Source organism: Lentilactobacillus parafarraginis DSM 18390 = JCM 14109, assembly GCF_001435895.1.
GTDB lineage: Bacteria > Bacillota > Bacilli > Lactobacillales > Lactobacillaceae > Lentilactobacillus > Lentilactobacillus parafarraginis.
Genome location: NZ_AZFZ01000042.1, coordinates 1 through 21,482, shown reverse-complemented (window position 1 = coordinate 21,482; position 21,482 = coordinate 1). Strand labels below are relative to the sequence as shown.

The window sequence follows — 21,482 nt, the reverse complement described above, 5'->3', positions numbered from 1 at the left end:
TAATTGAATAAGTTACAAATTAGGAGAATCTATCATGACTGCTAAAATTTCTGATATCGCTAAACTTGCGGGAATTTCATCCGCCTCTGTTTCAAGGATCTTAAACAAAACGGGAAGATACAGTGAGGAAACCGCAAAAAAAGTTCATAAAATTGCTGAAGAAATTGGTTATTATAAAGATATTTCAGCGTCTAATTTAGCAAGCCAGAAAAGTAGTACCATTGGCATCATTTACACAACTCTCAACACCAACTTTAGCAATATCGTCGTGGACGCCATTGTTTCAACGGCGACAATGAATCACTTTGATACCATTATGATGCAAAGTAAGAAGGACGATGCTAACGACTTGGATCAAGTTTGCCAACGAATGATGGAACGACGTGTCTTTTCGATTCTATTTGTGTCCATTCGCCCCACTGCCAAAACAATCCAATTGCTGAACAATTTGGGGATCGTCAGCTTACTAGTTGGAACAGCCTCCCCACTTTCAACCCCGTATATTTCATCCAACGATTATCAAATTGGTTTCCAAGCAACCCAATTTTTACTAGACCGAGGCTATCAAAAAATTGGCTTTGCTGGCGCAGATACAACAACCGATTTTGTCAGGCGCCAACGATATTCAGGATACTTAGCAGCATTAAAACAAGCTTCCGTGCGCTTCTCGCAGGATTGGAAATTTGATGGTGATTTCAGTTATGATGCCGGCATTCAGGCCGCAACATATTATTGTCATCACCAAGATCTCCATGCAATTATCGCCGCAAGCGATGAAGTGTCCTGGGGAATGTTAAATGGCTTTCAAGATCGGGGTGTTAACGTTCCTGAACAAATTGCCATCCTTAGCATTGATGGTACTGATTCCTGCTTAAGAACGCGGCCCAAGTTATCAAGTGTCACTCAGAACTTCGAATTGATGGGTAAAACTGCAATTGAGTATTTATTACAATCTCCCAAGAATAGAAAATCAAAGGTCTTTATTCCCTTTCGAATTGACCCGCGCAACACAACCCGCTAACTTAACGACATTTTGCGTTAAGGCATGCTTAACAAATAAGGTGTTCAATTAATCGTTCTGAGAGAACGATTAATTGAACACCTTATTTGTATCGCTAAAAGAAATGCCTAATTACTTAAATCATCTTTGAATCAGATATGCCTTTGCCTCATAGGGTCTAAGCATTGTTCCGCGATCATCAGAGTAATTCGAAATAACCAGTTGATTCCCGCTGGCCTGGCCATAGTCCCGAATCAACGATTGGTCCGTAAAGTTACTCATAACAAGTAACGTCTGGGTGCCATAGTGACGCTTATAGCAAAATGCCTGACCATCCTCTGGATCAAGCTCTTCATAATCACCGTACACAATGAGATCAGATTGGTGACGCAAGCTAATCAGTTTTTGGTAGAAACTGAACACAGAATGCGGATCGTCAACTTCATCTTGGGCGTTAATCTTGACGTAATTGGGATTGACATCGATCCACGGCTTGCCAGAAGTAAACCCGGCCTTTTCAGAATCGTCCCATTGCATGGGTGTTCGAGCATTGTCTCGCGAAATCTCCGCAAAAAACCGCAGCATCTTTTCCGGCGAAACCAGTTTCTCATCGACAACAATTTCTTTATAGGCGTTTAACGTTTCTAAATCTCGGTATTGGGCCAACGATGTGTTATGGGCATTTGTCATCCCCAACTCTTCACCTTGGTAAATATATGGCGTCCCCTTTAGTAAGTGAAGAACCAGTGCCAACATTTTTGCTGAAACATCACGATATTCATCCGAATCATTTCCAAATCGCGAAACGGCGCGAGGTTGATCATGATTGTTCCAGTACAAACTGTTCCACCCAACTTTATTTAATCCATATTGCCATTTGGATAAAGAAGCTTTCAAATCGGTCAGTTTAACCCGCTCGTCATTCCATTTTCCAAGCCGTTTATCGGGATTAGGGGTCAATGTGACATGTTCAAATTGGAAAATCATATCCAATTCATGGTTATCTCGGCCAGTATATTCACGGGCGTCGTCAACTTTAGATCCAATCATTTCACCAATTGAAACCCCATCGTATTTACTTAACACCTCCCGGTTCATTTCCTTCAGATACTGGCCTAATTGCGGACCGTCAGCCACAATTGGCTGTGCGTCAGCATACTTAGCATGGTCTGGATTAGGCACATCTGGCAGCCCCACCGGCTTATCCAACAAACTAATTGAATCCATTCTAAAACCATCAATACCTTTATCGAGCCACCACCGCATCATTTTGTAAACATCCTGACGCATTGCTTTATTACGCCAATTTAACTCGGGTTGTTCTTTTGCAAAAAGGTGCAAATAGTACTGTCCCAGTTTATCGTCGTACGTCCATGCAGGCCCACTAAAGTATGACCCCCAATTATTTGGCAATTTGTCTGGCGACCCATTTTTCCAAATATAGTAATCGTGATAGGGATTATCTTTCGATTTCTTAGAAGATATAAACCAATCCAACTGATCAGAACTATGATTAACCACCAAATCCATCACGATTTTAATATTGCGCTTATGGGCCTCATCTAACAACCGATCAAAGGTTGCCATATCACCAAAGACAGGCTGAATGTCTTCATAATCACTTACGTCATAGCCATTGTCGACGTTGGGAGATTTGTAAACTGGATTTAACCAAATAACGTCTACTCCCAATTTTTCAATATAGGGAAGACGGTTAATGACCCCTTCTAAATCACCGATGCCGTCGCCGTCACTGTCTTGAAAACTACTTGGATAGACTTGATAAATAACTGCATTTTCCCACCATTTTTTCATTTTGATAACTCCTCATTCGTTGCTTTTTCCACTTCACCGTATGTTTCTTTCACAAGGGCGACACTCATTCCTGCCACAACAAGTAAGACTCCGGCAATCAGCATCATGATATGTTGGGCACCCACACCATGATTGGCGGCAAACAATCCAATCAGGCTGCCTCCAACCAGATTTGCTAAAATCTGAGGAATACAGATTGTGCAGTTAAACAGCCCTAAATAAGTGCCAATATTACGACCATCAAGAGCGTTCGTCACGATCGTAAATGGCACAACGGTGTTTGCTCCCCAAGCCATGCCAAACGCAATAAATGAAATGATCAACACATATTTGTTTGTAACTGAGAATACGGAAGCCAATCCAAGACCACCTACGACCAAAGAAAGCGCCCAAAGTTGACGTCGCTGCTTAGGAAATCGAACAATAAATAATGGCCAAATCGCCCCAACGACTGCGGATACAGCACTTAAAAATCCAAACCAGTTTCCAGCATCCTGAAAACCACGGGAGCTCACATTAGTGGTCCCCCAAACCTTCTCAGCAATCCCACCAGTCGCATAGGTTGCCATGTACATGTATCCAGCCCAATAAAACAATTGAACAATTCCGGCAGTCCAGAAAGCCTTTGGGGCGTCTTTGATAATCTCCCACAAAGAACGCTGATTAGCTTGGGGTTCCGCAGAAATTTTATGAAATTCAGCGTATTCTCTTGGTGGCAATTCGTGCACCTTGAAAAATGTATAAATACAGCAAACCAATAGCGTGGCCGCAGCAAAGTAAAAGGTAAACTTCACAGTATCTGGGACCACCCCATGAGCAGCAACGTTCGAAATACCAACTGCCGTCAAAATAAATGGAAAGACGGAAGCCACCACTTGTCCCATGTTAAGCACGAAAGTCATGATGGAATATGACTTTTCCTTCTGCTGTTCATTAATCATGTCACCGCTAAGCATTTTAAAGGGCTGCATCGCCATATTTGACGAAACATCTAAGAAGAGCAGTGTTAACACCCCAAAAATCATCGATGCTGTGGAACCATATCCTAAGCCCAGATTCCCGGCGTTAGGCATTAAAATTAAGACGATAATTGAAATCAATCCACCGACATAAAGCCACGGCAATCGGCGTCCAAGCCGCGTCCACGTTCGGTCTGAAAAAGCCCCCACTAAGGGTTGGACAAACATGCCCGCAATTGGCGCTGCCAACCAAAAATACCCAATATCGTTCGGGTTAGCCCAATCGTTTGGAATATTCGTGACATGTTTGCTGACTGCAATGCAAATGCCATCTGGACACCAAAAAAGCCAATATTCATATTCCACAGAAAAGAATTACTGCGCATCGTCTTATTCAGAATTCGCTGCACACCTTCACCTGCTGGTTTTGAAACTGTTTCTTGCATGATAGGTCACCTCTGCTGGCTATTAGTTAATTAATTTTGTGTTTGCGTAAGCGCTTACTCAAATCTACAGACCCAATTGTAACCGATTTCATTTAATTGTCAACTATCCATTTTGGGGGAATTGGATTCTAAACCCTAACCGGGCAAAATAAAAAGCAGGTCGCCACGTCTAAGGTGGTTACCTGCTTAACTCAATTATTTACTTAATTCAACAGCCTTACCAGCCACATCAATCGTAATCGGCTCACCGTCAATTAACTTAAAGTGGGCGCCGTCTTGGTCCACGTCAACCTCGATCAGACGATCACGGAAGACCTGGCGGAACGAGTAGTGATCCCACTTCTTTGGTAAGAATGGGGCGTAATGTAATTTGCCATCACGAACCCGCATTCCAGCAAAGCCCTGAACCACCGCAAGCCAGCCGCCAGTCATTGCCGTAACGTGCAGCCCGTCAACCGTATCATTGTTATAGTTGTCCAAATCCAGGCGGGCAGTCCGTTCATAGAGTTCAACCGCCTTGTCTTCATAATGAAGATCAGCCGCTAACACTGAGTAAATCGCTGGTGACAAACTGGATTCATGAACCGTGTACTGTTCGTAAAAGTCAAAGTTGGATTTCTTTTGTTCCGGCGTGAAATCATCGATGAAGTCCCAGATTCCCTGAAGAACATCCCCCTGCTTGATGTATGGGGAGCGCAGAATCTTATCCCATGACCAGTGCTGATTAATTGGCAGCTGGTCTTCCGGAATTGCGGAAACCGGCTTGAGATCCTTGTCCAAGAAACCGTCGTGTTGGACAAAGATGTTCAAATCCTTGTCATACGGCAAATACATCCGATCAACAATATCCTGCCACTGTTTCTTCTCAGCATCATTGACCCCTAGTTCCTTAGCCTGCTCAGGGGAAACCTGATCCAGAATTTCCAAAGTGTACTTTAACGTCCACTGAGCCAAAATGTTGGTATACCAGTTGTTGTCAACGTTGTTTTCGTATTCGTCAGGACCGGTTACGCCGTGAATCATGTAGCTCTGGTTACGTTCGCTAAAGTGAACCCGATCAGCCCAGAAACGGGAAATCTCGGTCAACACTTTAGAACCTTCATTGAGCACGTATGACGTATCACCGGTGTAGCGGGTGTAGTTATAAATCGCAAAGGCAATATCACCATTTCGATGAATTTCTTCAAAGGTAATTTCCCACTCATTATGACATTCAATGCCATCAAAGGTGACCATTGGGAACAACGCGCCCTTTAAGCCCTGCTGTTTGGCGTTATGGTAAGCGCCATCCAGCTGTTTGTAACGATACATGAGCAGGTTCCGAGTGACACTCGGATCGGTAATGCCGAGATAAACCGGAACGGCAAACGCCTCGGTATCCCAGTAAGTTGCACCACCGTACTTTTCACCAGTGAAGCCCTTTGGTCCGATGTTCAACCGCGCATCTTCACCATAGTAGGTGGAAAATAGTTCAAACAGGTTGAACCGAATTCCCTGTTGGGCTTCCGTATCACCACCGATTTGGATATCGGATTTCTCCCAGCGATCCGCCCAAATTTTGGCGTGGGCATTAAATAAGTCGTCGTAGGATTGCGTGGCTACTTGGTCACTCAACTGATTCATGGCGGCTTTTAAAGCGTCGTTGGAATCATAATCCCGTGATGTCACCACAATAACGCGCTTTTCAAAGGTTGTTTCGTCACCAGGGGCTAACTCACCCGCAAACTCATTGACAACCTGCTTTGCGTTTGAATCAGAAACGGCCACTGGCTTAAGCGTTGTAACGTGGCGCATTTCCATCGCTGACGTGAACTGTGGCGTGCCAAACGGATTTGGCGTGGTTTGCGCTAATACGCTCCCGGTTTCCGTTTGCTGATCGGTGGCAACCACGTTCCAGAACCGTTCGTCGTAGTTGGCATCCTCGTTCTTCACGTCGGCGTCAATTGCGGAATCAATGGTAATGGCCGCTTTTGAGCTGCCAACATTTTTCAGGGTTAATCGCTGCACGGAAAGTTCCTGCTGGGCAACGCTGAGGAACCGCTCAAATTTAACGGCAATCTTTGCGGCACCCTTGGTAATTGTGAATGAACGGGTTAGCAACGACTGCTTCATATCCAGATTAAGTTCAAAATCACTGAACTGATCCTTGGCCAAATCGATCTTTTCACCGTTAATCTTCACGTTCATCTTAATGAAGTTGACCGCGTTGACAACTTTTCCGAAGTATTCCGGATAGCCATTCTTCCACCAGCCAACCCGGGTCTTGTCCGGATACCAGACGCCGCCCAGATAAATACCGTTCAGGGTGTCACCGCTATAATCTTCTTCAAAGAAACCGCGCATCCCCATATAGCCGTTTCCCAGACTGGTCATCGACTCCTGGAGCCGTTTATCATCCGGATTAAAGTTGTGGGTGACGATGTTCCAAGGTTGCACTTCAAAAATTCGTTTCATCGAGAACTGTCCTTTCTATTTTTAAGCCTTGTAAGTTTCTTTAATTAAGCCCACGCAGAGCGCTCCGATTGCCATGACAATTCCTGCGAGTAGGAACATATTGGCTTGACCATGTCCAAGTAACGGGTACAGACCAAAGCTGGCGAGGGAAGCGACGATTTGTGGCAAACAGATTGATCCGTTGAACAGGCCGAGGTAGGTCCCCATGTGTTCACCTGACAATGCGTTCGTAATCATGGTCAATGGGTAGGTGTTCATTGCGGCCCAAGCCATCCCAACGAGAATAAACGAAACGACCAGCATGTACTGCGTGTGAACAAAGAATACCGAAAGCATCCCGATAGCGCCCAGCCCAAGACTCAACGCGTAACCCAACTTGTGATGATTATTAGGAACCTTTGCCAAAACGTATGACCAAACAACCGCGGCGATTGACTGAACGGCGGCTAACACCCCGTACCAGTTACCAGCTGCTTGATAGCCGGTTGATGCTGCGTTCGTGGTGTTCCACACGTTGTGGGCAATGGCACCGGCTGAGTATGTCCAGAGATACTGGAAGGCAACCCAGCAGAAGAATTGAACCAGCGTGACCGTCCAGAAAACTTTTGGTGCTTTCTTCAACAGGGAGAACCAATTACCGCCAGTGGTGTTGGCTTCTTCACTAATGCCATGGTACTTAGCGTAAGTTTTCGGATCATATTCATGAACTTTGAAAATCGTTAGTAAACTTGTTAACAACAGGATTGCGGCCCCAACGTAAAATGAAATGACAACTGATTGGGGAACCACACCCTTCTTGGCCGTGTTGGCAACGCCAAGGGCCGTAAAGATAAATGGGAAGATGGCAGCAATAACCGCCCCACCGTTTGACAAGAAGCTTTGAATCCCGTAGGCGTAACTCTTCTGATCATCGTTGACCATATCGCCAACCATCATCTTGAATGGCTGCATCGCGATGTTTGAGGAAACGTCCAGTAAAGCAACCGTCACAGCCCCGAATAACAGCGCGGTGATCGATGCGTATCCGAATCCAAAACTCCCCGAGTTGGGAAGCAAGCACATCACGATAATCGCGATTAAGGTTCCTAACGCCAGGTAAGGCAACCGGCGTCCGCCTAGTTTTGGTGCCCAGGTCCGGTCTGAGTAATAACCAATGATTGGCTGGACGATCAATCCGGCAAGCGGCGGCAAAATAAAGAACCACCCCAGGTTGTTAGGATCCGCCCCAATTGTTTGAAAAATTCGGCTCATCTGTGAACTTTGTAAGGTAAAGGCCATTTGAACGCCCAAAAAACCAAAGTTGATCATCCAAATAGTCGTCGCTGGTAACTTGGGTAAGCCGGACTTCTTAGTTGCGGCTTCAGCACTTCGCTCTTCCATATTGACTCCTCCATATCTTTCCCTAGAATTCTGAATAATTGCTTTTACAAGATTTATTATGCCATGACTTTTAAATTTGTGCAACCGGTTGCATTGAATTAATTAGTACGTAACCGGTTACTTTGCTATTGTTAAGATGTTGGTAACGGTTACTATTTAAGGATTCCGGGTGATTTCCCGGCCAGAAAAATTTTCTCAAAAAAATTTATTTCTATATTTTCACTTGTATATATCGGTGGTGGTCTATACCAAGCATTTGTTATGAAAATCAGGTGTTCTTTTCCAACTAGTTTTTACATTTACAAACCAGTCAGATGTGCTATATTGAAAGCGTGTTCATGAACAACATCATTTCCATATGGAATAAATTTAAGGTCGGTGATTAATACATGTTATTAGGCAGTATTGAAGCCGGCGGCACAAAATTTGTTTGCGCCGTTGGTAATGAGGATTATCGGATTTTGGACAAGACGAAGTTTCCAACCACAACCCCTGAAGAGACCCTTCAGAAGACGGTTGACTACTTCAAACAGTTTAAGGATCTCAAGGCCATCTCAATTGCGTCATTTGGCCCCATTGAGATTCGGAAGAATTCACCCAAGTATGGGTATATTACCAACACCCCCAAGCCTCATTGGAAGAATGTTGATTTTGTCGGTCGCTTGAAGCAGGACTTCGACATTCCAATTGCCTGGACAACCGACGTTAACGGTTCTGCCTATGGTGAATATGTCATGGCGACCCTGTTTAACGAAAAAATCAATTCGCTTGTCTACTACACCATCGGGACCGGCGTTGGTGCCGGCGCAATCATCGACGGCAACTTTGTTGGTGATCTCGGACACCCCGAAATGGGCCACGTTCGGCTGAAGCGTCATCCTGACGATTTGAACTTTAAGGGCATTTGCCCATTTCACGGCGACTGCCTTGAAGGTCTGGTCAGCGGGCCAACGTTTGAAGCCCGCACCGGCAAGAAGGGCCAGGACGTGCCGTTAACCGATCACGTCTGGGACATTATGGCCTACTACGTTGCCCAAGCAGCGCTCCAGGTGACGCTCATCTTACGACCAGCCAAGATTGTCTTTGGCGGCGGCGTTGTCAGTGAGGCATTCCTCAAGAAGGTTAGAAGCCAGTTTAAGGACCTGCTCAATGATTACGTTGACGTGGGCGACGTCGACAAGTACATTGTGATGCCATTGGTAAAGGATAACGGTTCCGCTACGGTTGGCGACTTTGCGTTAGCGCTCAAAGAGTACAACAAGTAAGGATCAGTCCCGTTGAAACTTGAGGGATTGCCGCTAGGGTGCGTTTTCACCCCATCATTTACCACAAACGTTTGTCTGAAAGTCAAAGGAGATATTTAAAATGAAAGCACTTGTATTTACAGCAAAGCAACACATGGAAATTGAAGACATTGACGAACCCGCATTAAAGCCCAATGAAGCTCGGATTCAAACCAAGTACGCCGGCATCTGCGGTACCGACCACGCTTTATATAACGGCCTGCCAGGTTCAGCTGACGCCGTTCCCCCAATCGTGTTCGGCCACGAAAATTCCGGGGTTGTCACTGAAGTCGGATCAGAAGTCACCAACGTCAAGGTTGGCGATCGGGTGACCGTTGATCCAAACATCTACTGTGGCCAATGCTTCTACTGCCGCACCGGTCGGCCAGAACTCTGTGACAATTTATCCGCCGTTGGGGTTACTCGAAATGGTGGCCTGGAAGAATCCTTCACCGCACCATCATCCAACGTCTACCCAATTCCTGATGACGTCACCTTCAAGGAGGCCGCAACCGTCGAACCAATTTCATGTGCCGTTCACGGAATGAAGTTGCTGCACATCACCCCTTATCAGAAGGCTTTGGTTATCGGTGACGGCTTCATGGGCCAGCTCTTCGTTCAGTTGCTGCAAGCATACGGCTGCCACCAAGTTGACTTTGCCGGAATTATCGATGAGAAATTGGCTTTGAACAAGGAAAAATTCAACGTTCAAAACACTTACAACACCACCCGTGACAAGATTCCAGCCGACTACGATGTCGTCATTGAAGCCGTTGGATTGCCACAAACTCAGGAGCAAGCAATTGAAGCTACCAGAAAAGGCGCTCAGGTTCTGATGTTCGGTGTCGGCAAGCCAGACGCCCACTTCTCAATGAACACTTACGAAGTTTATCAAAAGCAATTAACTATTCAGGGTTCATTTATCAATCCAAACGCCTTCGAAGATTCAATCGCCCTGCTGCAAAGCGGTCAGTTGAACGTTGAGCCAATTATCAGTGACGAATTATCACTTGAAGAAGTTGAACCAGTCTTACAAGGCAAGGTTCAAGGGATTTCGAAAGCCGTTGTTAAAGTAGGTGATTAATATTGAATAGTCACAAGGTCCAAACGGCCGCAGCCCCCGAAAAGGTTCTAAACGGCCGAACGATATCCATGTCAACGTCAATTTATCTGTTTATTCTGTCATTGGTGATTAACTCTGCCGGCAACGTTTTAACGCTGGTAACCAGTGCAAAAATTCACCCGTCATATCTGGGGGCAGCTTACTGGACGGCAGCCGAGGCGAACCTGAGCGTTGCCTTTGGCTGGAACCTATTTTGGACCTTTCTCATTCTCGGGGTTCTCACCACCATTTTAAATGCCATTCTGGTGGGCCACTGGAGCTGGCGCCGGGCGATTGGTAACCTGGTTTTCATGGTACCATTTTCAGCGCTGATTCAGATCTTTCAGGACTTTTTCATTGGCAAGTACCCGTTCTTCAAAGGCTTTCCCCCGGCCAACTCCGCTGGGATGATCGCCTTCTATATCGGGTTAAACTTTGTCGGCGTCGCCCTCATTGGTACCGCAATTTCCATTTATCAGCGGGTAAATCTCGTTCTTCACCCAGCCGATGATTTAATGCAAATTCTACGGTTTAAATTTTTCAAGGGCAATTCAAACATTGCGATGTGGGCGTCCTACATTCCGCCAACCATCATGGCGATCATTGCCTTTGCGATGACCCGGCAGTTTACCAACTTCGGAATTGGGACGATCTTCGCCTTCCTGTTCCAAGGGGGAATCACCGGAATTGCGGACAAGACCATCTTCCCGCATGTGACCCATCAGGCATTGGATGTGGGAAAAAACGAGTGAGCGACGAGCCCTGGGTGATGCGGTATCTAAGGGTAACTTGGTGGAAATCCCGGTTTTGGATTTTTACCAAGTTATCCTTAGATGTTAGCATCAAGGGCGTCGGAGCTGTCCTATGAGTGAGTAACGAGCCCTGGGTAATTCAGGGTCCACAAAATAACTAGCAATCAAAAATAAATTCAAAAAGGAAGCATGCATTTTGGCAATTAAAGATGATATTACCGGAATCCAACACGTTGGGATTCCCTCAGTAGATTTAGACAAAACAATCGCATTTTACGAGTCACTTGGTTTTGAAGAAGCCGGCCTGTTTCACAATGGTAAAAACCGCTGCGCCTTCATGCGATTCGGCAACCTGACAATCGAAACTTGGGAAGGTGATCCAACTGCCCGCAAGGCAGGCGCCATCAACCATATTTCGTTAAATACCCCGGACGTTGAAAAAGCATTTGCTGACGCCAAGGCTCAGGGACTTCGGTTAGTTGACGAGGAAATTCAGTCAATCCCATCCTTCTGGCAAAAAGGGATTAAGTACTTCAATATTCTCGGTCCAAACGAAGAAACCATCGAATTTTGTCAAATACTTTAATCTGAGGAGGAATCAACGTGGCACACATTTCATTTGATAGTTCTAAATTAAAGAAATTTGTTCATGACAATGAATTAGGCGAAATGCAGGCAATGGTCACCGCAGCCGATGACGAATTACGCAAAGGTACCGGTGCCGGCAGTGACTTCCGGGATTGGCTCACCCTGCCGAAAGATTACGACAAAGAAGAATTTGCCCGCATTAAGGCAGCCGCCAAGAAAATTCAGTTGGATTCAAAGGTTCTGGTCGTGATTGGCATCGGTGGTTCATACCTCGGTGCGAAGATGGCAGTTGATTTCTTAAACGACACCTTCTTCAATTATTTGCCCGATGATCAGCGGCAGTTCCCGCAAGTCTTCTTTGCCGGCAACTCGCTGAGCCCATCGTACGTTTACGATCTCCTCAACCTGATTGGCGACCGGGACTTTTCCGTGAACGTCATTTCGAAGTCCGGAACAACCACGGAGCCATCAATTGCCTTTCGCATTTTCAAAGACAAACTGGTTCAAAAGTACGGCGCTGACGGCGCGAAGAAGCGGATCTACGCCACAACTGACAAGGCCCACGGTGCGTTGCGGCAGGAAGCTGACGCCAACGGCTACGAATCCTTCATCATTCCTGACGGGATTGGCGGCCGCTACTCAGTTCTCTCCCCGGTTGGCCTGCTGCCAATCGCCGTTTCCGGTGCCAGCATCGATGAGTTGATGAAAGGCGCCGCCGACGCATCCGATGAATACAAAGACGCCGACCTTACCACAAATGAGGCTTATCAGTACGCGGCTTATCGGAATATTCTTTACCGCAAGGGCTTTACCACAGAGCTATTGGAAAACTACGAACCGAACATGCAGTATTTGGCCGAGTGGTGGAAACAGCTCATGGGTGAATCCGAAGGCAAGGACGAGAAGGGCATCTACCCATCATCAGCAAACTTTTCAACTGATTTGCATTCTCTCGGGCAATATATCCAGGAAGGCCTGCGCAACTTGATGGAAACCGTTGTGAAAGTTGATCGGCCAAATCACGACTTGGATATTCCAAAAGAGAGCGACAATTTGGACGGCTTGAAGTATTTGGAAGGTCGCACGATGGACTTCGCCAACACTAAAGCCTTTGAGGGCGTCACCCTCGCCCACACCGACGGCAACGTACCGAACATGAGCATCCACATTCCGGATCAAACCCCATACACGTTGGGCTATCTGATCTACTTCTTTGAAGTAGCGGTTGCAATTTCCGGTTACCTGAATGGTATCAACCCGTTCAACCAACCGGGCGTTGAAGCTTACAAGACCAATATGTTCGCGCTGCTTGGCAAACCGGGATACGAAGAACTCGGTGACAAGCTGCGGAAACAACTGTAATAACACCTGATTGTAAATTTGTAGAAACAATTATTCCTTACACTGTAAACAATGAACCAAGTAAGTCGACGGAGGGCTTACCTGGTTTTTTTGCTTGTGATGATTACCATAAACTTTGAAATGGATTTTCATTTAACCGGTTTCATAGATTTGGACACGAAACCCATTTGTGTCTTAATGAAATTAATTTACATATTTTTCCGTGTCTGTTTTATTTAAAAAGTTCGCTCTGCCACAATATGTTAAGCGTTTCCACATGGTCTTGTGTCAGTTGCAGTATGGGTTTAAAGGGCTTTTCTTTTTAAAAATATGTGTTATATTGAATCAGTATTCACAAGACGAATGATTTTTTCATCAATGATTTTGCGATGAGCAAGACGCCGATCGATTCATAAATGAAAAAAGATTTCGTCATTGCTAACAACGTAACTGGTATTTTTTTACAAATGCGATCCAGCATTTATTTTTTGAAAGCTGTCACAAACGTTTGCTCTATCAAATTCAAAGGAGATCTATTAATGAAAGCATTAGTATTAACCGCAACCAAGAAAATGGAAGTTCAAGACATCGACCAACCCACCGTTAAACCCAACGAGGTTAAGATCCAAACCAAGTATGCTGGAATCTGTGGGACCGATCACGCACTTTACAACGGCTTGCCAGGTTCAGCCGACGCCGTTCCCCCAATCGTGTTAGGCCACGAAAACTCAGGCGTCGTTGCCGAAGTTGGGTCAGACGTCACCAACCTGAAAGTTGGCGACCGGGTCACCGTTGATCCTAACATCTACTGTGGCCAGTGTTTCTACTGCCATACTGACCGCCCAGAACTGTGTGATAACTTATCAGCCGTTGGGGTTACCCGGAATGGTGGGTTGGAAGAATTTTTCACAGCGCCCGCATCAGTGGTTTACCCAATTCCTGATGACATTTCATTCAAGGCAGCCGCAGCCATCGAACCAATTTCATGTGCCGTTCATGGCGTGCAGTTGTTAAACGTGACGCCTTACCAACGCGCACTGGTCATTGGTGATGGTTTTGAAGGCCAATTGTTTGCCCAAATTCTCCAAGCCTATGGCGTTCACCAAGTTGACCTAAGCGGCCACTCAGACAAGAAGCTCGACCTTAACCGGACCAAGCTTGGCGTTACCAACACTTACAACACGAACGAAGTTTCCCTACCGATTAACGCCTACGATATCGTGATCGAAGCCGTTGGCCGTCCCGAAACTCAGGAACAGGCCATCGAAGCAACTCGTAAGGGTGGTCAGGTCTTGATGTTTGGTGTTGGCGCTCCCGATGCGCATTTCGCAATGAACACTTACGAAGTTTACCAAAAACAATTGACGATCCAGGGCTCATTCATTAACCCCAACGCCTTTGAAGATTCCATCGCATTGCTTCAAGGCGGCAAGTTAGACGTTGAAACCCTCATCAGCAATGAATTATCACTTAATGAAGTTGAAGAAGTTCTCCAGGGCAAGGTTAAGGGAATTTCAAAAGCCGTTGTCAAAGTAGGTGACTAATCATGGCAAGTAACGAAAATACCGCTAACAGCGAACTGTTAACCGGTCGCACCATCTCGATGTCCACATCGATTATCTATTTCATCATTTCTTTGCTTATCAATTCAGCCGGAAACGTGCTGACACTGGTAACCAGCGCGAAAATTCACCCTTCCTACTTGGGATCGGCTTATTGGACCGCGGCTGAAGCCAACTTAAGTGTCGCCTTTGGCTGGAACCTCTTCTGGGCATTCTTGATTTTAGGGGTTGTCATTACAATCTTGAACGCCATCTTAGTGGGTCATTGGAGCTGGCGGCGGGCTTTGGGGAACCTGATCTTCATGGTGCCCTTCTCCGCTTTGATCCAGATCTTCGAAGACTTTTTCCTCGGCAAGTACTCGTTCTTCAAGGGCCTGCCTGCCGCAAATTCCACGGGGATGATTATTTTCTACATTCTGCTTAACTTCTTCGGAGTTGCCCTGATTGGGACGGGAATTTCGATTTATCAACGGGTCAACTTAGTCTTGCACCCCGCCGATGATTTAATGCAGATTTTACGATTCAAATACTTCAAGGGCAATGCCAACCTGGCGATGTGGGCTTCTTACATTCCGCCAACCATTATGGCGATCATCGCCTTTGTGATCACCCAACAGTTTACTAACTTCGGTATCGGCACGATTTTCGCATTCCTATTCCAAGGGGGAATCACTGGAATTGCGGATCGCCGCGTCTTTCCCGGCTTGAAACATCAAGCATTGGACGTTGGGAAGCAAGACCTTTAAGCATCATTCGGAATAACATTGACGTAACAGATAATTCGTTAAATCAAACAGAAAGAAGCAGATTACTTTGGCAATCAAAGATGACATTACAGGAATCCAACACGTTGGCATTCCTTCAAAAGATTTAGACAAGACCATCGCATTTTATGAATCACTGGGATTTGATCAGGCCGGCCTGTTTCATAACGGTGAAAATCGCTGTGCCTTCATGCGGTTCGGCAATTTAACCATCGAAACCTGGGAGGGCGATCCCGTCGCTATGACTACCGGGGCCATTAACCACATTTCCCTAAACACCACCGACGTCGACAAGGCGTTCGCTGATGCAAAGGCTCAGGGCTTAAACCTCAAAGACAGTGAGATTCAATCAATCCCCTCTTTCTGGGACAAGGGCATTCGGTTCTTCAATATTCTGGGACCCAATCAAGAAACGATTGAGTTCTGCCAAATTCTTTAATTCAATCACCATCGTAAAGTCCGATCAACGCAACCAGCGCTGGATCGGGCTTTTTTGTTGTCGCAACGGCGAAATTAAATTTGGAAAGTTCAAAATTAAGGGGAAACCCTATTGAAATTCGGATCATGAATAGACTATACTCATTGCATTAATAAAAGTCGTTTTTACTTTTATACTAACTAATTTAAAGTATCTTTTACTTTTATTTTAGGAAAATTAAAGTCCAAATTACTTTTATTGAAACTAATCTGTCACCTACCCAAATCACTTATCTAAGGAAGTGCGTCATGCGAAAAGTCATTATTATCGGCGCCGGTCTGGCCGGTTGTTACCTGGCAACTCAGCTGCAAACGACCTGCGACGTCACCATTATTACCAAAAAAAGTGCTGAGGACAGCAACTCGATGCTGGCTCAGGGCGGAATTGCAGCCTCACTGAACCCCGGCGACACCCCCGTTGAACACGAGGCCGACACGCTGGTTGCCGGTGCGCATCACAATAAGGAAACGGCGGTTAAGCAGCTGGTCACCACTGGCCCAACCCTGATCAAACGGCTGATTGCTGCGGGAATGCCCTTTGATCGCAAAGCTGACGGTCAGTTGGACTTCGGCCTTGAGGGCGCTCACAGTCATCACCGGATTCTTCACGCCAATGGGGATCGGACCGGCGCGGCCCTAACGTCATTCGTCCAATCCTTACTCCACCAAGTGCATTGGCAAACAAATTCGGAAGCTCTGCAGCTGACGATTCAATCCGGGGTCTGCACCGGCGTGGTTGTTCGCAACACCCAAACCGGGCAGCTGACGACCTTTAATGGCGACGCAATTGTCCTGGCAACCGGTGGTCTAGGCAACCTGTTTCCACTGACCACCAACAACGCCACGATTACCGGCGACGGAATTGCCATGGCGGCCCGGGCCGGCGCTAAACTCACGGACATGGCCTACATGCAGTTTCACCCAACCCTACTGACGCTTCACGGCCGCTGTTACGGCCTGATTACCGAAGCGATTCGCGGCAGCGGTGCCATTCTGGTGGATGAAAATAACCACCGAATCATGGCCAACGTCCCCAAGAAGGACCTGGCACCCCGGGATGTCGTTGCCCGTCATTTGCAGGCCTGGCAACGTCAGGGCCACGACCTGTTCCTGGACATTTCAGCAATTCCCAACTTCACCGACCGGTTCCCCGGCGTTACCGAGAATCTGGACAACCACCACGTCCCGTTCCAAACGACCAAGCGGATCCCCATTCAACCCGGCGCCCACTTCATGATGGGCGGCGTAGCAACTGATTTGTCAGCCCAAACATCCCTGCCGCATCTATTCGCAGTCGGAGAAGTCGCCTGCAACGGCGTCCACGGCGCCAACCGATTGGCCAGCAATTCCCTGTTGGATTGCCTGGTCAGCGCGAAAAAGGCCGCCGAAAAAATTATGACCATTACCCCGACTGAGACTTTCAAAAATACCGCATTGCCAAACTCCAGGGTCGATCCCTTTCTGCCAACCATGACAACCCTTCAGGATAAGGCTTGGCAGTACCTAGGCGTCGTCCGCACCCGCACTGGTCTCAAGACCTTTTTGCGCTGGCTCGACCAATTCGACTACCCGTCTCCGGTCCCGACCCAACTCACATCGACGCAATTTGCCATCGCCAACCTTTGCCTGTGCGCTGAAAAAATTGCCAAGGCAGCGCAGGCGGCACCGAAAAGTTTGGGCGCCAACTACATCGAAGAATCCGTGGTTCCGGATCAGGCAGGATAATTCACCGCGTGCCTGTTACCCATCAATCACGTTTGAAAGGAATGATAATCTATGCTAGATTTAAAAGAAAAGGTCGCCTTTAACCGGTACTACGACGAAGCGCCTGAAGACCAAGTCGCCCGGATTCAAAAAATTAAGGCCGACTTCGGCACCGACCTGATGCTGGTGGCCCACCACTATCAAAAGGATGAAATCGTCCAGTTTGCTGACGCCCGCGGCGATTCCCTGAAACTCGCCCAAATTGCGGCCAATAATCACACCGCCAAAAAAATCGTTTTCTGCGGCGTTCATTTTATGGCGGAAACGGCCGACATTCTGACCGCTGACAATCAAGACGTCATTTTGCCGGATCCCATGGCTGGCTGTTCGATGGCGGATATGGCCAACCCGTTTCAGCTTAACAAAGCTTGGCAATTCTTAACCGCCCACTACGGCGAATCAATCATCCCCGTCACCTACGTCAACTCATCGGCCGCCATCAAGGCGTTTGTCGGCAAGCACGGCGGCGTGGCGATCACTTCCAGTAACGCCAAGAAGATCATGACCTGGGCGCTCAAACAGGCCAAACACCTGCTCTTTTTGCCCGACCAGCATCTTGGCCGCAACGTCGCAATGGATTTGGGAATTACAGCCGATCAAATTGGTCTGTGGCACGCCCAACAGGACTTTCTGGAAGCGGATCATCCCGAAAAAGTTCGTGTGATCCTGTGGAACGGCTACTGCTCGGTTCACCAGCAGTTTAATGTCGGCCATGTAAATAATCTCCGCCAAAAGTATCCCGACGTTAAAATCATCGTTCATCCGGAATGTTCCCATGAGGTGACCGAAGCGGCTGATTTTGTCGGTTCGACCTCGGCCCTAATTAAGTACGTTGAAAACGCGCCGGAAAATACCCGCATCGCCATCGGTACCGATAACAACCTGGTTGGCCGCCTGAAAGCCAACCACCCCGATAAACGGGTCATGTTCCTGAACCCATTTTCATGTGCCTGCATTCTGATGAACCGGATTGACCTGCCCCACTTAGCCTGGACCATGGATCAATTGGCGGCCGGCCACTCCGGTCACGTCATTACAGTCGACTCGCAGACGGCTTACTGGGCTAAAAAGGCCCTGAGCCGGATGCTGCAGCTGAGTGTTTAAAGGAGGTGCCAAATGATCTATTTTGATCACGTTGCAACCACCCCGATGAGTCGAGAAGCACTGGATACCTACCGGGAAGTTGCCGAAAATTTTTATGCGAACAGTGAAAGTCTCCACCAGGCAGGCAACGCCGCCGGCCAGCTGGTAAATGAAGCCAAGGCCACAATTGCTAAATTACTGGACGTGCCGGTGGAAGGCCTGATCTTCACCAGCGGCGGCACCGAGAGTAACCATCTCGGCATTCAAAGCCTCGCCACGGGCACGGCAAAGAAGGGAATTCTGGTAAGTCCCCTGGAACACTCGTCGGTATACGAGGTATTGACGTATCTCGAGGAAACGGCCAATTACAAAATTAAGACCTTGCCAGTTGACGACAAGGGACACGTCACCCCGGCAATTCTGAAGCGGGCAATCACCGCCGAAACCGGTCTGGTGATTATCCAAGCCGTTAACGCCATCACGGGGATCGTCCAAGATATCTCTGCGTTAAATGAGGTGGCAACGGCTGCCGGCGTGCCGCTGTTTGTCGATGCCGTTCAGGGCCTGGCCAAAGTCCCGCTGGATTTAAGCCGGGTCGCCGGTTTCAGTGCCAGCGCCCACAAGTTTAACGGGCCGAAAAGCTGCGGCATTCTCTACCTGTCGCCGCAAGCCATCACGAAGGTGCCGTACAAATACGTTTTCCAGCAGAATGGGTTTCTCCCCGGCACGATTGCCGTTCCGGAAGTTATCAGCGCCACGGTGGCCTTGAGCACGGCTTGGGATCATCAGGCGGCTAATTTGAAGCACGTCGGTGATCTCAAGAAACAGTTATTATCCTTGATCGCCCCGTCGATTCGCCCGATTGCCGCTTGGGCCGAGTACCCCGGAATTTGTGGCTTGCTGCTGCCAAGCACTCAGGGGCAAATGGCCGCAACAACCATGGGCCAGCACGGTTACTGTTTCTCGACAGTCAGTGCCTGCAGCATCAAGGATCCCCGCCCGGACAACACGTTGATGGCATTGGGATTAACCGAGGAACAGGCCGGCCGGTTCATTCGAATCTCGTTCGGTCCCAGCAACACGGCCGATGAAGTCATTCAATTTGCGGCGGCCTTAAACCAGGATTACAGCTAAGCATTGATCGCCGTTGCGGTCACCGAAATTCTCCAAATTTAACCGGTATTTTACAGAATAAGCGCTTCATTTAATGATATCATTAAGTTAAGCGCTTATTTATTTAGGAGGAAGAACAAATTGACTCACATTAAATTTGATAGTTCCAAACTAACAAAGTTCGTTCACGACAATGAACTGGGCGAAATGCAGGCCATGGTGAATGCCGCTGACGAACAGCTGCGTCAAGGTACCGGTGCCGGCAGTGATTTCCGGGATTGGCTCACCCTGCCAAAGGATTATGACAAGGAAGAGTTTGCCCGCATCAAGGCGGCCGCCAAACAGATTCAATCCGATTCGCAAGTCTTCGTTGCGATTGGGATTGGCGGTTCCTACCTGGGCGCCAAGATGGCCGTTGATTTCTTAAACGACACCTTCTTCAATTACTTACCAGATGATCGCCGCAAGTTCCCGCAAGTCTTCTTTGCCGGCAACTCACTGAGCCCATCGTACGTTTATGATCTGTTAAACTTGATTGGCGACCGCGACTTTTCAATCAACGTGATTTCGAAGTCCGGAACGACCACGGAGCCGTCAATTGCCTTTCGGATCTTTAAGAATAAATTAGTCGAAAAGTACGGGGCTGAGGGCGCCAAGAAACGGATTTACGCCACGACTGACAAGGCTCATGGTGCCTTACATCAGGAAGCCGTTGCCAACGGTTACGAAACGTTTGTCATTCCCGACGGTGTTGGCGGGCGTTACTCCGTCCTATCACCGGTTGGCCTCTTACCAATTGCGGTATCCGGTGCCAGCATTGATGATTTGATGAAGGGGGCGGCCGATGCGGCTGACGCCTACACCGATCCTGATCTGACTAAGAACGAAGCCTACCAGTACGCCACTTACCGGAATATTTTGTACCGGAAGGGCTACACTACTGAATTGCTTGAAAATTACGAACCCAACATGCAGTACTTCGCTGAGTGGTGGAAGCAATTGACTGGTGAATCAGAAGGCAAGGACGAAAAGGGCATTTACCCATCATCGGCCAACTTCACCACCGATCTGCATTCCTTGGGCCAATATATTCAAGAGGGCTTGCGGAACCTGATGGAAACCGTTGTGAAGGTTGACAAGCCAAATCATGACATGGACATCCCGAAGGAAGCCGACAACCTGGATGGCCTTGGTTACTTGGAAGGCCGCACCATGGACTTTGCCAATACCAAGGCATTTGAAGGGGTGACCCTCGCCCACACCGACGGCAACGTGCCAAACATGAGCGTGCACATTCCGGATCAGACCCCTTACACGTTGGGTTATTTGATCTACTTCTTTGAAGTGGCGATCGCCATTTCTGGATATCTTAACGGGATTAATCCGTTCAACCAACCCGGCGTGGAAGCTTATAAGACCAATATGTTTGCTTTGTTAGGCAAGCCTGGGTTTGAGAAGTTGGGCGATGAGTTGAATAAGCGGCTGTAATGACTGTTTACTTCACTCAAAAAAGCATGATCCCAATTACAATTTCATTAAAAAACCACTTAGGATTCAAGACCTAAGTGGTCAGACTGAAGACAAAGTCCTCCAAATACG

The 21,482-nt window shown here is 47.5% G+C and carries 18 protein-coding genes; 13 read left to right on the top strand and 5 right to left on the bottom strand.

Features of this window, described 5'->3' with window-relative positions:
- The first annotated feature begins 34 nt into the window (after positions 1 to 34).
- Positions 35 to 1,021 (top strand): LacI family DNA-binding transcriptional regulator, encoded by a 987-nt coding sequence (locus FD47_RS09840; protein WP_054735400.1) that lies wholly within the window; start codon positions 35 to 37, stop codon positions 1,019 to 1,021.
- Between the two features lie 120 nt (positions 1,022 to 1,141).
- Here the strand turns inward: FD47_RS09840 and FD47_RS09835 are convergent, their stop codons facing one another.
- The 5 genes from FD47_RS09835 to FD47_RS09820 all read right to left on the bottom strand — a co-directional run bounded on the left by FD47_RS09835 (position 1,142) and on the right by FD47_RS09820 (position 8,054).
- Positions 1,142 to 2,815 carry a glycoside hydrolase family 13 protein gene (locus FD47_RS09835; RefSeq protein ID WP_054735403.1) on the bottom strand — a complete coding sequence of 558 codons (1,674 nt, stop codon included), beginning with the start codon at positions 2,813 to 2,815 and terminating at the stop codon, positions 1,142 to 1,144.
- Complete coding sequence (locus FD47_RS09830) at positions 2,812 to 4,023, bottom strand: MFS transporter (protein ID WP_235806070.1); 1,212 nt, start codon at positions 4,021 to 4,023, stop codon at positions 2,812 to 2,814. The genes FD47_RS09835 and FD47_RS09830 overlap by 4 nt, the downstream gene beginning before the upstream one ends.
- Positions 3,984 to 4,220 carry a hypothetical protein gene (locus FD47_RS15840; RefSeq protein ID WP_225425075.1) on the bottom strand — a complete coding sequence of 79 codons (237 nt, stop codon included), beginning with the start codon at positions 4,218 to 4,220 and terminating at the stop codon, positions 3,984 to 3,986. Before FD47_RS15840 ends, FD47_RS09830 begins: the two co-directional genes overlap by 40 nt.
- Positions 4,221 to 4,415: 195 nt before the next feature.
- The gene (locus FD47_RS09825) at positions 4,416 to 6,674 is read right to left on the bottom strand and encodes a glycoside hydrolase family 65 protein (RefSeq protein WP_056980602.1); all 2,259 of its coding nucleotides are present in this window, start codon (positions 6,672 to 6,674) and stop codon (positions 4,416 to 4,418) included.
- Between the two features lie 21 nt (positions 6,675 to 6,695).
- Complete coding sequence (locus FD47_RS09820; RefSeq protein WP_040537906.1) at positions 6,696 to 8,054, bottom strand: SLC45 family MFS transporter; 1,359 nt, start codon at positions 8,052 to 8,054, stop codon at positions 6,696 to 6,698.
- A 389-nt stretch (positions 8,055 to 8,443) separates the two neighbouring features.
- On the opposite strand from FD47_RS09820, the gene scrK reads away from it, so the two are divergent.
- From scrK to FD47_RS09760, 12 genes are all read left to right on the top strand, one after another.
- Positions 8,444 to 9,319 carry a fructokinase ScrK gene (scrK, locus tag FD47_RS09815; protein WP_054735406.1) on the top strand — a complete coding sequence of 292 codons (876 nt, stop codon included), beginning with the start codon at positions 8,444 to 8,446 and terminating at the stop codon, positions 9,317 to 9,319.
- 100 nt (positions 9,320 to 9,419) lie between these two features.
- Entirely contained in the window at positions 9,420 to 10,421 is a 1,002-nt protein-coding gene (locus FD47_RS09810) for a zinc-dependent alcohol dehydrogenase family protein (protein WP_054735410.1), read from the top strand.
- 68 nt (positions 10,422 to 10,489) lie between these two features.
- On the top strand, positions 10,490 to 11,191 hold the full coding sequence (locus tag FD47_RS09805; protein ID WP_225425076.1) for a DUF6198 family protein: 702 nt from the start codon (positions 10,490 to 10,492) through the stop codon (positions 11,189 to 11,191).
- Positions 11,192 to 11,387: 196 nt separating this feature from the next.
- Entirely contained in the window at positions 11,388 to 11,777 is a 390-nt protein-coding gene (locus tag FD47_RS09800; protein ID WP_054735414.1) for a VOC family protein, read from the top strand.
- 17 nt (positions 11,778 to 11,794) lie between these two features.
- Positions 11,795 to 13,141, top strand: coding sequence for a glucose-6-phosphate isomerase (locus FD47_RS09795; protein WP_054735417.1), 1,347 nt, complete (start codon positions 11,795 to 11,797; stop codon positions 13,139 to 13,141).
- A gap of 518 nt (positions 13,142 to 13,659) precedes the next feature.
- Positions 13,660 to 14,664: a zinc-dependent alcohol dehydrogenase family protein gene (locus FD47_RS09790; protein ID WP_054735420.1), complete on the top strand. Its 1,005-nt coding sequence runs from the start codon at positions 13,660 to 13,662 to the stop codon at positions 14,662 to 14,664.
- Between the two features lie 2 nt (positions 14,665 to 14,666).
- Positions 14,667 to 15,428 (top strand): DUF6198 family protein, encoded by a 762-nt coding sequence (locus FD47_RS09785; protein ID WP_054735423.1) that lies wholly within the window; start codon positions 14,667 to 14,669, stop codon positions 15,426 to 15,428.
- 67 nt (positions 15,429 to 15,495) lie between these two features.
- A complete protein-coding gene (locus FD47_RS09780) occupies positions 15,496 to 15,885 on the top strand; it encodes a VOC family protein (protein ID WP_056980600.1) in 390 nt (129 codons plus the stop codon).
- Positions 15,886 to 16,172: 287 nt separating this feature from the next.
- Entirely contained in the window at positions 16,173 to 17,648 is a 1,476-nt protein-coding gene (locus FD47_RS09775) for an FAD-binding protein (protein ID WP_082620244.1), read from the top strand.
- Positions 17,649 to 17,699: 51 nt separating this feature from the next.
- Entirely contained in the window at positions 17,700 to 18,791 is a 1,092-nt protein-coding gene (gene nadA / locus FD47_RS09770; RefSeq protein WP_056980599.1) for a quinolinate synthase NadA, read from the top strand.
- Positions 18,792 to 18,803: 12 nt separating this feature from the next.
- Positions 18,804 to 19,904, top strand: coding sequence for a cysteine desulfurase family protein (locus tag FD47_RS09765; RefSeq protein ID WP_054735431.1), 1,101 nt, complete (start codon positions 18,804 to 18,806; stop codon positions 19,902 to 19,904).
- A gap of 120 nt (positions 19,905 to 20,024) precedes the next feature.
- Positions 20,025 to 21,371, top strand: coding sequence for a glucose-6-phosphate isomerase (locus FD47_RS09760; protein WP_054735434.1), 1,347 nt, complete (start codon positions 20,025 to 20,027; stop codon positions 21,369 to 21,371).
- Positions 21,372 to 21,482 lie beyond the last annotated feature (111 nt).